Source organism: Solibacillus sp. FSL H8-0523, from assembly GCF_038051985.1.
Classification (GTDB): domain Bacteria; phylum Bacillota; class Bacilli; order Bacillales_A; family Planococcaceae; genus Solibacillus.
This window is the reverse complement of record NZ_CP150291.1, coordinates 1,112,602-1,127,926: the sequence shown is the minus strand read 5'-3', so window position 1 is coordinate 1,127,926 and position 15,325 is coordinate 1,112,602. Positions and strand designations below refer to the sequence as shown.

Genomic DNA, 15,325 nt, shown 5'->3' with positions numbered 1-15,325 from the left:
CCTATTACTACGCACTATGGTAAACTAAAGCTACTCTAACATTCGGTGGTGAATTGCATGCCAGATTGGTCCTATCAACCGTTAAAACAAGCAATCTTATCAAAAGTAGAAGCGAAAAACAGTCGTCAGTTCATTCACACGAGCATGTGTACGATCGCAAAAATTCCAGGTGGAAAACACATCATTGAGTTTTTAGGGCATAACAAAACAAGTCTCTTATTACAAAAAACAATACATGATACTCATTTCAAATCACCAATCGGGCTAAGTGGCTCCATTGACCCTCTACTGACGGGCATGCCTGCTTTTCAAGGGCTCGGCTTTGGTTTTTTAGAAATTGGGCCAATTGTTTTAAAAGAACCCAAAACGCAAATACCTCCTGTGTGGCTTGCAGATCAAATCGCGTTTTCCCAATTACCGGAAAAAGTGCCGTTAAAAAGAGCCTTGCGTCAACTCATCAAAACGCCCTTTGATGTTCCTATATTTGCACGACTTGATGACAGCTTAAACACCCATGACTTACATACATGTCTCGAACAATTAATCCCATTTGTTGATGGGCTCTTTTTACACCCTCAGCAAGTAAAGTTACTCAATAAAGCAGTTGGCATTCCTTGCTATCTAATCATGACCGCTGATCAAATTATACCTAGCGATTCTATTCCATTTATAGTTGACGGCATTGTGCTCAATCCATCCTATACAATAGTCGAAGATCGAATGGTCGAACAAAAAGATAGTTTACTCACCTTACAGCAGGCTGCGTCTAGTATTAAAACGAATTCCCCACAGCTACCTATCATCACAACTGGCGGGATTAGGACACCTGCTGATGCGCTTACACTAACAGCTGCTGGCGCTGATTTGATGCTACTAACAGAAGGCTATGTAAAATCTGGGCCTGGATTACCAAAACGCATACATGAACGTCTATTATATGAGGCACTCCCTAAGCCCCCACCTCAACAGTGGCATTGGTCCTTTTTATTTGGGCTTTCGATTTTTATTGGTGGTTTACTTGCCTTATTTTTCGCATTAAACACTGTTATTTTACAGTATGATGTAAATTCCATCGGACTTACACGTGACCAATTAAATGTCGTAAATCCAAACATTTTAGCCTTTATGGCTCATGACCGCATGTCGCTTGCGGGGACAATGATTTCAGCAAGTCTTCTTTATATGGCACTCGCTTATTTTGGTTTGCGGCGCGGTTTACACTGGGCAAAGATTACCTTTCATAGTGCGGCCATTAGCGGATTTTTAGGCATACTTTTATTTATTGGCTACGGTTATTTTGATTGGCTTCACGGCTTATTTTGGTTGTTACTTGCGCCGATTTATTGGTTAAGTTGGCGTGAGGGAAAAGCGTTAAAGGCAAGTCCCATGTCTTGGCATGAAACGAACGACCGCACTTGGATGCGCGCACTCTATGGACAACTGTTTTTTGTTATCCTTGGTTTTTCATTGGTCATTGGGGGTGTCGTTATTTCCATTATTGGCATCACCAAGGTATTTGTGACGACAGATATTAGCTTTTTATGTATGGACCGCGCGATGTTAGAAACGATAAGTGATCAATTAATTCCAGTCATTGCCCATGACCGTGCTGGCTTTGGGAGTGCGCTTATTAGCACGGGTATTCTTGTCTTATGTCTGTCGCTATGGGGCTTTCGTGCCGGAGAACGTTGGCTCTGGTATACACTACTTCTAGGTGCGCTCCCGGCCTTTGTTGCGGGTATTGGCACACATTTTGTGATTGGCTATACAAGCTTTATTCATCTATTGCCGTTGTATTTTTTATGCGTTATTTATTTGCTCGGCTTAGCGCTTTCCTATTCTTATTTAACACAGCAAAAAAAAGTTGTTTACTAGAACACAGCTAGTAAACAACTTTATTAAATCTGTGACATCAGCCATTTAATTCAGATGGGATTTGAATTCCATCTGAATTAAGTTAAATAAACTTAAATGGTTCCGTGTGTACGTTTGACTCAATAAACGTTACAGGTAATTTTTTCACTGCACATAGCTGTGTCATCTTATCTGCAACCCCTTTAATCATCACTTTTTCCACATGATGTCCTGGGTCAACAATACTTAAACCGTTCACTTCTGCATCTTGTGCCATATGGAAGCCGATATCACCCGTCACAAACACATCAGCACCCGCAAATTTCGCCGTTTTGATGTATTTGTTACCGTCACCACCAACAACCGCTACCTTTTGCACAGAACGATCAAGTGGCCCTACAACGCGTAATGCGGGTACGTCTAGCTGTACTTTCACAAACTCCGCAAATTCTTTTAATGTCATCGGCTCTTTTAATTTCCCAATACGACCTAAACCTTGCTCATTGGTCTTGATCTCCATCGCCATTAAATCATACGCTGGCTCCTCATACGAATGCGCGTTTAGCATCGCCTTTAACACTTTATTTTTAATCGAGCTTGGGAACACGACTTCTACTTTTTCTTCTCGTTCTACATGAAGTTCGCCCACTTCACCTACTGTTGGATTTGCGCCGTCTAGTGCACGGAAGCGCCCTTCTCCAGCAAGTGTGTAGCTACATGCCTCATAGTTCCCAATACGCCCAGCCCCAGCTTTCGCTAACACCTCACGCATTGCTTCACTTTCAGTCGTTGGTACGAATACGGCAAGCTTCATCATGTGCTCGTCATAAGAATGATCAAGAATTTGACGGTTCTCAAGCTTAAGTGCATCTGCTAGTAAATCATTGACTCCACCTGGTGCGACGTCTAAGTTCGTATGTGCTGCATATACCGCGATGTCGTTTTTTAGACATTTTTCGTACAACGCACCTTGTGGATTATCTGTGCGTAAATTGGAGAGCTTCATGAAAATTGGAGGGTGATGTGCGATGATTAATTCGCAACCTTGCGCGATTGCTTCATCTACAACTTCATGGGTAACATCTAGTGTTACCAATACGTTTGATATCGGTTTATTGAGTGTGCCAATTGCTAAACCAATCGGATCGTTTGGCATACAGGCATATTTTTTCGGTGACCATGATTCAAACAGTTGAATAATTTCGTTACCGTTTACCGATTTCATGAAATCGCCTCCTGCACAAGTTCGATTAAATGCGCAAGCTCTTCAGATTTTGCTTTATTTTCTGCTGTTGGCTCTGCACTGGCAATCGCTTGCTGTACACGCTGCCAATTTGCAACTTCACGAGACCATTTCTCAACGAATACATCACTTTTTGTGTTCATTAGTTTTGGTCCAAGTAGCGTTTGAGCTTCTGTTAAATCCATTGATCCGCGTTGTAAGACAAGCACCTCATATACTTTGCCGTCCTCTTCTAAAATCACTTCATCTTGCAGTGCCCAGCCATGTTGTACTGCCCATTCACGAATAGCTTTTGCATGAATATTTGGCTGTAAAATTAAACGCGTCACTGTTTTTAGCGCTTCGGGATGCTTTTCTAAAATCGACACGATTAACGGACCACCCATCCCAGCAATTGTTACTGCTGTTACACTATCGGCTTCTTCTACAGCCGCTAGACCATCCGCTAAACGTACCGCAATCTTGTCTGACAGCCCTTCTGTGCGTACTTGACGCACCGCTGAATCATAAGGACCTTGCACAACTTCACCAGCCACTGCACGCGATGCAATGCCTTTATGTACTAAGTAACATGGCAAGTACGCATGGTCACTTCCGATATCCGCTACAATTGCTCCTGTTGGGACAAATGACGCCACCATTTCTAATCGTTTTGAAAGTTTTTGTGCGTTCATAAGTTAGTTCCTCTTTTCTATATAACAAAGTACTTTCATTATATAAAAATTTCTAGAGCACGTCTCGCTTAAGTCCTTTACAACGCAAAAAAGTGTAGAAATAGATTACTCTACCTCTACACTTTTACAATTATAGACCAGAAATATATTCTGCTACAGCCTGAGCCTCTGCATCTGATTTAAGAATTGCTGGCATGTTTCCTTGACCGTTTAATGCTACTTCTTTAATATGCTCAGCATCTAAGCCAGTGATTGCTGGAGTTGTGCCTTGACCTTGTAAGTCGCCACCGTGACAAGAAATACAGTTCTTTTGAGCTACCTCTTCACCGCTGATTTCAGCAGTTGAACCATGATCCTCATCCGCACTATTTTTATCAGCTGCACCCATAAATGACATGAAGAAAATTAGACCAATACCGAATACCACGATAAGCACGTAAGGAATTAGTGGATTGTTTTTCATAGAGTTCCCCTCCCTCATTAATTATTCTATTACTGCTAGACAAGCGCCTAGTAAACAATTCTAATTGTACTTGATTCTGTAAAAAACGGGAAGACTTATAGCATAACTTTTACTATCTTTGTAACAATTTTACCAATTTGAGTGGACATTATAAGATATGTCTTGCAATCACCATTTTTTGGACTTCAGATGTACCTTCGCCAATTTCAAGTAATTTCGCATCGCGCATGAAGCGTTCGACTTCGTATTCTTTCATATAACCGTAGCCACCATGAATTTGAATCGCTTCGTCACATACTTCCATCGCCATTTCTGAAGCGTAGTATTTTGCAATCGCTGCTTCTTTACCAAATGGTCGCCCTTGATCTTTCAGCCAAGCCGCCTTGTAAACAAAAGTTCTTGCTAGTTGAACCTTTACCTCCATATCCGCTAATTTAAACTGTGTTGCTTGAAAATCTGCTAGCGTTTTACCAAATTGTTTGCGTTCTTTTGCATAGTTCAACGCTTTATTTAAAGCACCTTGCGCAATGCCGACCGCCATCGCCGCAATCCCAATACGTCCCCCATCAAGCGTCGTTAAAAACTGCTTAAAGCCGTTCCCGCGCACACCGAGTAGATTCTCTTCGGGTACATGGACATCTTGTAGGATGAGCTCTGTTGTATTTGAAGCATGTAAGCCCATTTTTTCGTACTCAGATTTAATCGTAAAGCCTGGCGCATCCGTTGGGACTATAATCGCACTAATTTCTTTTTTATCTCCTTTACGGTCGGTAATCGCTGTTAATGCTAAATGCTTGGCGTAGCTTGCATTCGTAATGAATACTTTCGTACCATTGATGACAAATTCGCCGTTCGATAACGTTGCTGACGTTTCCGTACCACCCGCATCCGACCCTGCATTTGGCTCGGTTAAACCGAAAGCACCAAAAGATTCTCCTGTACAAATTGGCGTCAAGTATTTTTGTTTTTGCTGTTCTGTTCCAAATAAGTGAAGTGGTGCACCACCAAGTGAAATGTGCGCCGAATATGTAATGCCCGTTGACGCACAAACACGACTTAATTCTTCAGTGACGATCGCAAAGCTAACCGTATCTGCCCCAGCCCCGCCGTATTCCTCTGAAAATGGCAAGCCCATAATGCCCATTTGTGAAAGCTCCTTGAACACTTCAAGTGGAAACGCCTTCGTCCGATCACGCTCTACCGCACCTGGTGCCACCACTTCATCGGAAAATTCTCGAATCATTTTCTGTAACATTGCTTGTTCTTGCGATAAATCAAAATTCATTTCATTCATCCTCTCAACCAACATAGTTTACAAAACTATTGTAATCTAAAACTAGTTATTTTTACAGAAAATACGTATTTTCGAGAATATTATTCTTTTTTCACACTTTAAAAAATACATAAAAAAATGGATTATTAAAAAATAATCCATTGTCTTTAACACTATAAAAAATACATCCATGCGCCTACTATTACGAGGATTCCTAATACACCTGAAATCGTAAAATAAACAATACGCATTGTGATCCCACTTAATAGCCAAAATACACAGTTGATAAGTAATAGTACATACAGCATTTCGTTATTGCCAGCAAAATATGTTGTACAAATTTTTAATGTTACGCCTAATGCTAAAAGTGCTGTTGCTAACTGTAGCATCGTTGCAAGTATGTTATTCTTCTTTGCAAAGTAGATTGCGCCAAGCAAACAACAGGCCGCAAAGACGCCCGCAACTGCAATGACAACCCACTCATATTGCATTGTGAATAGTAACATGACAATGACCGCAGCAACTATTGGAAAAAATACAGCAAAGCTCAGCTTTTTACGTTTCTCAACACTCTTCACTGAATTTTTAACTTTACCCTCTATTTCTACCTGTTGATTTCCTTCTGAATAAAGCGTCATTAAAAAATCACAGTAATGTTCTGGTAACAGCTTATTTTGTTTCCAAAAAGTAATTTCGTTCATAATGATTTGTTTCTTTTGATTTGACATAATTCCGCTCCAAATCTCATAATATGTATTTCATTCTCCCTTTTATTGTAAGTAAAAAAACACTTCGAAACATCTGTAAAAAGTAGCATCGCAGTTCTTTAAAACCATTACTTTTCAACTAATATACTCCCTTTTATGTAAAAAAAAGATGAAGCACAGAAATTGTGTCTTCATCTTTTATGCAATTTCTATTCTAAGAAATCTTTTAAACGTTTTGAACGAGATGGATGACGAAGCTTGCGTAAGGCTTTTGCCTCGATTTGACGAATACGCTCACGTGTAACGCCAAACACTTTACCAACCTCTTCTAATGTGCGTGTACGGCCATCATCTAAACCAAAACGTAAACGTAATACGTTTTCTTCACGGTCTGTTAATGTATCTAACACGTCTTCTAATTGTTCTTTTAATAACTCATACGCTGCATGATCTGCTGGAGATTGTGCTTCTGAGTCTTCGATGAAATCACCTAAGTGTGAATCATCTTCTTCACCAATTGGCGTTTCAAGTGAAACGGGCTCTTGAGCGATTTTTAAAATTTCACGTACTTTTTCAGGTGTTAGATCCATTTCTTCTCCGATTTCCTCTGGAGAAGGTTCACGGCCTAAGTCTTGAAGTAGTTGACGTTGTACACGGATAAGCTTATTAATTGTTTCAACCATGTGTACTGGGATACGAATTGTACGTGCTTGGTCAGCAATCGCACGTGTAATTGCTTGACGAATCCACCACGTTGCATAAGTTGAGAATTTGAATCCTTTACGGTGATCAAATTTTTCAACCGCTTTAATAAGACCCATGTTACCTTCTTGAATTAAATCAAGGAATAACATACCACGTCCTACGTAACGTTTTGCAATCGATACAACAAGACGTAAGTTTGCTTCTGCTAAACGCTTACGTGCTTCTTCGTCACCTTGCTCGATACGCTCTGCTAAACGAACTTCTTCTTCAGCAGAAAGTAAGTCAACACGACCGATTTCTTTTAAATACATACGAACTGGGTCATTAATTTTAACGCCAGGAGGAACACTTAAATCATTTAAATCAAATACTTCTTCACTTGATTCTTGTTTTGAAAGTGATTCTTCTTCAAACTCTTCTTTACCTTCAACCGTTACATCGCTTTTCTCGATTTCATCGGCAAAGTTGAAAATTTCTTCGTTTTCTAATTCAAAAAATGCTAGTGTATCTGAAATTTCTTTCATAGAAATTTCGCCAACTGCTTTCGCTTTTGCTAAAAGTTGTTTCTTAATTTGTTCTAATGAAACCCCGTTAACCACCGTATCTTTTGAATGTTTTGACTTGTCCGCCATAAACCTTCCTCCTTCTAAAAAACAATCGCGTTAATTGCCCATCTTTATTTTTCTGTTAATGTCCATAATTTTCTGAGCAATTTCAAGAGCCTTTCTAGACTCAAACATCTTTATCGCTTCATTTTGGTCATGTATTAACTGCTCTCTTTGTAATTCGAGGCGACGCTTTTCGATTTGCTTTAAGCAATCGGTAATTTCTGCGTTTCCATGTTCGGGGTCGCGATCAATATATGCTGCCTCCATAACAATTTTGCGCAATTCAGCGTCATTTAACACCTCGACAAAGCGATGAAAATCGGCCATTTCATATTCTTCATAAAAGCCGACTAGCCTTACAAAAACTGCTAAAAATTCTTCGTGAATAAATGGCTCATTGTTACCATTTTTAAGCACTTTGTTGACAACATTTACATCATGCAGCATATGCGCAAGTAATAGGCTTTCTGCGCGGTCTGTTGCATCTCGTTTTCGCTCTTGCTTCACGAGCTCACTTTGTGGCGTTTGTAGCACAACCTGACTTCGCTTTTGTTCTTTCACCGTATCGGCTGTAAGTTTACGAAGTTGGGCACTAATCGCTTCTGGTGAAATATTCGTATCCGCTGCGATTTGACGAATGTATAAATCTCGTTCTGTTGGGGAAGTATTACCCTTTAGCGTTTCCAATACTTCCTGAATATATTGCAATGTATCATTTTCAAATTGAAAGTTTTTACCGCGCTTAGCATGCATCATCATAAATGCAATATAAGCATATGGCTTTTCAATGATTTGGTCTTTAAAGACTTCTACGCCATTTATTCGGATATACTCATCCGGGTCAAGCTTGTCTGGTAAAACCGAAACTTCGACTTTCAATTGCTCATCGTGAAGCATTTGCGCTGCACGCTTGGCCGCCTCAAAGCCAGCATTATCACCATCATAGCAAACTGTAACTTGCTGCACTAAGCGCTTAAGCTTTGTAATATGCTGGGCTGTAAGAGACGTACCCATCGTAGCAACCGCATTGTATACGCCTGCACGATTCGCCGCTAATACATCAATAAAACCTTCCATCAAAATCACTTGTCTCGTTTTGCGAATCGACGCACGTGCTTTATCTAAATTATAAAGCACCTGACTTTTATGGAATATTGGCGTTTCGGGACTATTTAAATATTTGGCATCATCACCATCTGTATTTAATATCCTACCCGAAAAGGCAATGGTCTTGCCGTTTTCATCTCGAATTGGAAACATAATTCGTCCCCTAAAGCGATCAAAATAACTCCCATCACTCTCTTTAGGAATAATCAGCCCGCCTTCAGCCATTTCCTCCAAATCAAACCCTTTACGCTCTAATAGCATGGACAGCGTATCCCAATTTGGCATTGCCCATCCAATTTGATGCGTTTCGATTTGCTCGCGCGTAAATCCTCGTTCAAGTAAGTAATTTAACGCAGGTTCTCCGTCTTCGGTGTTCATTAAAATATGATGATAAAACTCTACTGCAAATGCATGTGCCTCGCGCATTTGTTGTTCTTTTTTTGAAAAAGGATTACTTTCCTTCTGTTGATCGCTAGAAAGCTCAACCTCCAGCGGAATGCCGGCACGCTGGCTTAGTTTGACAAGTGCATCTGGAAATGGAATATGCTCGATATCCATAACAAACGTAATCGAGTTTCCTCCCGCACCACAGCCAAAACAGTGAAAAATTTGCTTTTCTTGAGACACGGAAAAAGAGGGTGTTTGCTCCCCATGAAATGGACATAATCCAAAATAGTTGCGCCCTCTTTTCGTTAACTGCATATAGTCACTAATCACGTCGACTATATCAGACTGTGAACGAATCTGCTCAATAACATGTTCAGGTATTTTCCCAGCCACTTTATCACCATCTGTATATTTCGAGATGAGTTACAAATATCCTCTAAATTTCGACAAATTTTTAAGAATAAATATTATAACTTCTCTATAAATAATATTTTTACCACAATTTTATTATTATAAAACAAAAAGACATTTATCGCTATATTTTTTAAGTAAAACATGTAAAAACATGAGGCAATCAACAAAATCCAGGCATATTTTTCTAATACTTAAAGATTCGGTTCAAACCGTAAAAAAACCTCCTCACAAAAAAAATTTCGAGGTGGTTTTCACTGTTATTTACATTCTCGTTCATATAAATCGATAATTTTATGCGCTGTCTCTTCAACAGCACGATTCGTTACATCAATCGCCTGACACCCTATCTTATCAACAATACTATAAAAATAGCTAATTTCTTGCTCAATTCGAGATTGTTGCGCGTAAAATGCATCTTCGGTTAACCCCAGTGTGATTAAACGTTCTTTTCGTATATTGTTTAATTTTTCTGGTGTAATGACGAGCCCAAAGCATTTTTTCGGATCAATTTCCCACAGCTCTGACGGTGCCGTCACTTCAGGTACAAGCGGTACATTCGCTACCTTATAGCTTTTATGTGCTAAATATTGCGAGAGCGGTGTTTTCGAAGTACGCGAAACCCCGACTAATACAATATCCGCTAACAAAATCCCGCGTGGATCTTGGCCATCATCGTACTTGACAGCAAATTCAATCGCTTCGATTTTTTTAAAGTAATCATCGTCAAGCTTATGTACAAGTCCTGGTTTTTGTAACGGTTTTTCACCTGTCGTCTGCCCGATTAAATCAATCATGGAACCGAGTAAATCAATCGCTGGAATTTGATTTTGCATTGCGAGTTCTTGCATAGCTTGGCGCATTTCTACTGCAACCAATGTAAAGATGATTGTCGCCTCATTTAATACCGCGATATGAACAATCTTTTCGAGAAGCTCGCGTTTATTAATGTGAGGAAACTTGCGAATTCTTACGCCATCAAAATCCGGTCGAAATTGACTGACTGCAGCCTTTACTGCCGCTTCACCTGTTTCACCAACAGAATCAGAAACAACAAAAATCGTTATTTTTTTCATCGTTCACCTATAAATCGTGCGTCTCAGCTAACGAAATGAACGCACGTGTAATATTCGTTTTCGTTAAACGCCCTACGACTTTAATCCCTTGCTCTGTCTCTTCTACAACCGGCATGGAATCAATTTCACGATCAATCAACTTTTTCGCTGCCTCGACTAATGATTCTGAGCTTGTACAATAAGCAATGTTTGGCATACGCGTCATAATCATATGCACAGGAAGTTTATTCAGCTCTTGTGAACCAATGCTTGAGCGCAATAAGTCCTTACGTGATAAAACACCCTGCAGGATTTCATCGCGGTCAATAACAAATAATGTTCCGACATCCTCTGAAAACATATAAATAATCGCATCGTAAACCGTCATGTGATCGGGCACGACGACTGGTGATGATCGGAAATCTTTTACTTTTAAGTTCAGCATAGCCTCTGTTAATACGACCGAAGCTTTTTTTCCGGCATAAAAATAGCCGACACGTGGTCGCGCATCTAAAAAGCCTGCCATTGTTAAAATCGCTAAGTCTGGTCGTAATGTAGCGCGCGTTAATCCAAGGCGCTCGGCAATATGCTCGCCCGTAATAGGGCCGTTTTCTTTTACAATTTGCAAGATCGCATCTTGACGTTTATTGAGTTCTATTAGACTCACCCGCTTCAAAAAAATGTTATACTTATTCCTGAATTATTATATACTATATTCTTCTTTATTGCGAAGAAAAGAATCTTTTGCTACAATATGAGCGAACGAACAAGTTGTTCGGACATTTAACTGTATATGCAAGCAATGACGGGATTAATAAGTATCAATTCGACTACAAGCGAGTAGGGATAGTGTAAGCCTACGACTAGAATTGTGAAACGGCACCCCTGAGCTTATTTTTTAAAAGAGGTTTTTATTTTACATAAAAACAAGCGGGGTGGAACCGCGGGTATTGTTTATTCAGCACTCGTCCCCGGGCATAAACTTGCCCGGGGACGGGTGCTTTTTATCTTGATTTGGCCTGCTTTACAAGTAGGCCAAGACATAACTGATTCAAATAGGAGGAATTTTTCATGACACAAAAATCAATGGAAACTATCGTAGCATTAGCAAAACACCGTGGCTTTGTATTCCCGGGTTCTGAAATTTACGGCGGTTTAGCAAACACTTGGGATTACGGTCCTCTAGGTGTGGAATTAAAAAACAACGTTAAAAAAGCTTGGTGGCAAAAATTCGTTCAGGAATCTGAACATAATGTAGGATTAGACGCTGCAATTTTAATGAACCCAAAAGCTTGGGTTGCATCTGGTCACGTTGGGAACTTCAACGACCCAATGATCGACTGTAAAGCATGTAAGGCGCGTCACCGTGCGGACAAATTAATCGAGGATGCGAACCTTGCTAAAACAGGTGAAGAAATCATCGTTGACGGTATGACATTCGACCAAATGAAAGCAAAAATGGAAGAGTTAACAGTAGCTTGTCCAGATTGCGGTAAAATTGATTTTACAGACATCCGTCAATTCAACTTAATGTTTAAAACGTTCCAAGGTGTAACAGAATCTTCAACAAACGAAATCTTCTTACGCCCTGAAACAGCACAAGGGATTTTCGTTAACTTCAAAAACGTACAACGCTCAATGCGTAAACGTACACCATTTGGTATTGCACAAGTGGGTAAATCATTCCGTAACGAAATCACGCCAGGTAACTTCACATTCCGTACACGTGAATTCGAACAAATGGAATTAGAATTCTTCTGTAAACCAGGTGAAGACTTAGAGTGGCATGAATACTGGAAAAACTTCTGTAAAAATTGGTTATTAAACTTAGGCATGAACGAAGAATCTATGCGTATGCGTGACCATGAGGAAGATGAGTTATCTCACTACTCAAACGCAACTTCTGATATCGAATTCCGCTTCCCATTCGGTTGGGGCGAATTATGGGGTATCGCTGACCGTACAGACTTCGACTTAAAACAACATATGGAACACTCAGGTGAAGATTTCACTTACATTGATCCATTAACAAACGAACGTTATGTACCATACTGCATCGAGCCATCTTTAGGTGCTGACCGTGTAACATTAGCATTCTTATGCGACGCTTATGATGAAGAAGCTTTAGAAGGCGATGACAAGCGTACCGTTTTACGCTTCCACCCAGCTTTAGCACCATTTAAAGCAGCTGTATTACCATTATCGAAAAAATTATCAGACGAAGCAGGCGAAGTATGGGCTGACTTACGTAAAGCTTTCCCAGTTGACTTTGATGAGTCTCAATCAATTGGTAAACGCTACCGTCGTCAAGACGAAATTGGTACACCATTCTGTATCACGTACGACTTCGATTCAAAAGAAGACGGCCAAGTTACAGTACGTCACCGTGATTCTATGGAACAAACACGTATGCCGATTGCTGATGTAAAAGCTTATATCGAATCTCTCTTACAATTCTAATTTCATAAAGTAACATACTAACACCCCTGTTAATGATTAACATTAACAGAGGTGTTTTTTATAACTTTATAACAAGTGACATGAATACGGAAGCAAAGCTTATAATGAAAAACGGATACAAAAAAATTAGGCTACTTAGCTCCCCTTTAATTTAGGAGTAAGCGACCTAATAATTATTTGATATGCACGTCTAAAATACGTAAACCATTCTTTAGGATCTTCAGTTTACTCAGGCATTGCCTTTTTTTACTTGCTTGCCTGGAGCAATAGATAAATCTTTATTTGTTCCAGCTTTCATTACAAAACTATTTACATAGCTAGGATAATCTAATTGATTTTGACGAGCAATTTGTATGACTTTATCTAATTGAACACCAGTTGGTATACCCATCTCTTCAAAACCGTGTACAATATCTTCAGTAGAGATATTGCCCGCAGCTAATGGTAAATAAGGGCAACCACCAATACCACCAATAGAACTATCGAAATCTCGAATACCTACCTCATAACCAGCGACTGCATTCGCAAATGCCATTCCGCGCGTATTGTGCAGATGCAGTGAAAAATTAAAATGTGGGTAAGCTTCTTTTAATGCCGTGATTACTTCCTTTATTAAGTATGGATTGCCCATCCCCGTTGTATCAGCTAATGAAATATCATGAATGCCAATACTATCGTATTCCTCACAAATTTTTAAATGTCGTTCAATCGGAACCTTACCTTCATAAGCACAACCAAATGCAACTGCGATAGAACCCCCTACTTTAATATGAGTTTCAGATGCTTTTTCATAGATTGTTGGAAATTCACGCATGGCGTCAAAGGTCGTAGCATTGGCATTGTGTAAACTATGAGCATCTGTTGCAGATAACATTAATTTCACTTTATCAACACCAACATCAATGGCACGATCTAATCCGCGTAAATTAGGAATTAAAGCGCGATACACAACATCGTTTTGTCGTTTAATTTCACGAAACACTTCCTGGGCATCTTTTAACTGAGGGACTGCAGCTGGATGTACAAATGAACTCACCTCAATTTGAGCAAAGCCACAATCGACTAATTGATTTAAATAGCTTATTTTTTTCTCTGTTGGGATATCCTGTTTAATAATTTGAAAGCCATCACGAGAACTTACTTCAGCAATATTCACTTTTTCAAACATTCACAATACCCCCTATACAATTTTTTTATTTTTAAGTTCGACAATTTCACTTTCCGATAAGCCGATTAAATCTTTTAAAATTTGATCTGTATGTTCACTTAAATCCGGACCAACATTTCGAATTGCTCCCGGTGTTTCAGAAAACTTAGGAACGATTCCTGGCATTTTAATTGAGCCTAAACGTGGATGATCAATTTCGACAATATTTTCTCTACTCTTAAATTGTGGATTTTCAAAAATATCCTCAATGCTATTAATTGGACTAATTGGAACACCGTGTTCATCTAATAGACTTTGTAATTCCTCTCGATTCAATGTTTTAACAAAGTCAGAAACAATACCATTCGTTAAATCAAAGTTTTCTAAACGCACTTTGTTTGTATAAAACTTTTCATCCTCTAGCATGTCTTGACGATTCATTGCTACAGCTAAGCGTTCAAATGTACGATCAGAACTAGTTACAAGAACAATCCAATGACCATCTTTTGTTTGGAAAGTACCTGCGGGACTTGAATGACCGGATAAACCTGGTGAACGCTCCTTTACAATACCATTCTGGTCAAAATCAGCCACTAAAAACTCCATCATGCGAAATACAGATTCATATAATCCAATATCAATCATTTGGCCATTTCCATCTTTAGCGTCGCGGTAGTAAAGAGCAGAGACAACACCAAAGGCTACGTAAATACCCGTAATGTAATCCACTAAAGAGAATGAGGGGCTAATTGGCGGACGATCTGTATAGCCATGCAAATATGTAAATCCACTAAAAGCTGTTGCAGGTGTACCAAAACCAGCTTTTTCTGCATATGGACCTGTTTGGCCATATCCACTTACACGCATTAGTATAATTTCTGGATTGGCTTCTTTTAGAACGTCATAACCAATCCCCCATTTTTCTAAAGTGCCTGGACGGAAGTTTTCAATCACAACATCTGATTGCGCAACCAGTTTTTTTAAAATAGATTGCCCTTCCTCCGTATGTAAATCTAATGTTAAAGATTTCTTATTTCGAGCTAACGCTGGCCATCTTAACGGCTCAGACTCTTTGAATGGTCCCATACTTCGTAATGAATCTCCACGATCGGGCATTTCGATTTTAATAACGTCGGCACCAAAATCTCCTAGTAATGTTGCGCCAAATGGTGCGGCAATCATTGTCGATAAATCTAAAATTCGAACACCTGTTAACGGGCCAAAATTCATA

The 15,325-nt window shown here is 39.6% G+C and carries 13 protein-coding genes; 2 read left to right on the top strand and 11 right to left on the bottom strand.

From position 1 onward, the window contains the following. Positions 1–57 precede the first annotated feature (57 nt). Entirely contained in the window at positions 58–1,875 is a 1,818-nt protein-coding gene (locus NSQ62_RS05250) for a dihydroorotate dehydrogenase (RefSeq protein ID WP_341322878.1), read from the top strand. A gap of 82 nt (positions 1,876–1,957) precedes the next feature. Here NSQ62_RS05250 and NSQ62_RS05245 read toward each other — a convergent pair whose 3' ends face one another. From NSQ62_RS05245 to NSQ62_RS05205, 9 genes are all read right to left on the bottom strand, one after another. Next, positions 1,958–3,079, bottom strand: a complete 1,122-nt coding sequence (locus NSQ62_RS05245; RefSeq protein WP_341322877.1) for a Nif3-like dinuclear metal center hexameric protein — start codon at positions 3,077–3,079, stop codon at positions 1,958–1,960. Beyond that, positions 3,076–3,771 (bottom strand): tRNA (adenine(22)-N(1))-methyltransferase TrmK, encoded by a 696-nt coding sequence (locus NSQ62_RS05240; protein WP_341322876.1) that lies wholly within the window; start codon positions 3,769–3,771, stop codon positions 3,076–3,078. Before NSQ62_RS05240 ends, NSQ62_RS05245 begins: the two co-directional genes overlap by 4 nt. A 130-nt stretch (positions 3,772–3,901) precedes the next feature. Continuing rightward, on the bottom strand, positions 3,902–4,234 hold the full coding sequence (locus tag NSQ62_RS05235) for a cytochrome c (RefSeq protein WP_341322875.1): 333 nt from the start codon (positions 4,232–4,234) through the stop codon (positions 3,902–3,904). Between the two features lie 148 nt (positions 4,235–4,382). Further along, on the bottom strand, positions 4,383–5,519 hold the full coding sequence (locus NSQ62_RS05230; protein WP_341322874.1) for an acyl-CoA dehydrogenase family protein: 1,137 nt from the start codon (positions 5,517–5,519) through the stop codon (positions 4,383–4,385). Positions 5,520–5,680: 161 nt separating this feature from the next. Then, on the bottom strand, positions 5,681–6,235 hold the full coding sequence (locus tag NSQ62_RS05225) for a hypothetical protein (protein WP_341322873.1): 555 nt from the start codon (positions 6,233–6,235) through the stop codon (positions 5,681–5,683). A 188-nt stretch (positions 6,236–6,423) separates the two neighbouring features. Continuing rightward, positions 6,424–7,551, bottom strand: coding sequence for an RNA polymerase sigma factor RpoD (gene rpoD / locus NSQ62_RS05220; RefSeq protein ID WP_341322872.1), 1,128 nt, complete (start codon positions 7,549–7,551; stop codon positions 6,424–6,426). A 30-nt stretch (positions 7,552–7,581) separates the two neighbouring features. Continuing rightward, positions 7,582–9,414 carry a DNA primase gene (gene dnaG / locus NSQ62_RS05215; RefSeq protein WP_341322871.1) on the bottom strand — a complete coding sequence of 611 codons (1,833 nt, stop codon included), beginning with the start codon at positions 9,412–9,414 and terminating at the stop codon, positions 7,582–7,584. Positions 9,415–9,692: 278 nt separating this feature from the next. After that, on the bottom strand, positions 9,693–10,508 hold the full coding sequence (locus tag NSQ62_RS05210) for a pyruvate, water dikinase regulatory protein (RefSeq protein ID WP_341322870.1): 816 nt from the start codon (positions 10,506–10,508) through the stop codon (positions 9,693–9,695). Between the two features lie 7 nt (positions 10,509–10,515). Continuing rightward, entirely contained in the window at positions 10,516–11,154 is a 639-nt protein-coding gene (locus tag NSQ62_RS05205; protein WP_341322869.1) for a helix-turn-helix transcriptional regulator, read from the bottom strand. Between the two features lie 404 nt (positions 11,155–11,558). Between NSQ62_RS05205 and NSQ62_RS05200 the strand changes: the two genes are divergently transcribed. Further along, positions 11,559–12,947 (top strand): glycine--tRNA ligase, encoded by a 1,389-nt coding sequence (locus NSQ62_RS05200; protein WP_341322868.1) that lies wholly within the window; start codon positions 11,559–11,561, stop codon positions 12,945–12,947. Between the two features lie 229 nt (positions 12,948–13,176). Here NSQ62_RS05200 and NSQ62_RS05195 read toward each other — a convergent pair whose 3' ends face one another. Continuing rightward, positions 13,177–14,115, bottom strand: coding sequence for a hydroxymethylglutaryl-CoA lyase (locus tag NSQ62_RS05195; protein ID WP_341322867.1), 939 nt, complete (start codon positions 14,113–14,115; stop codon positions 13,177–13,179). Between the two features lie 12 nt (positions 14,116–14,127). Then, positions 14,128–15,324: a CaiB/BaiF CoA-transferase family protein gene (locus tag NSQ62_RS05190; RefSeq protein WP_341322866.1), complete on the bottom strand. Its 1,197-nt coding sequence runs from the start codon at positions 15,322–15,324 to the stop codon at positions 14,128–14,130. Between the last annotated feature and the right edge of the window lies 1 nt (position 15,325).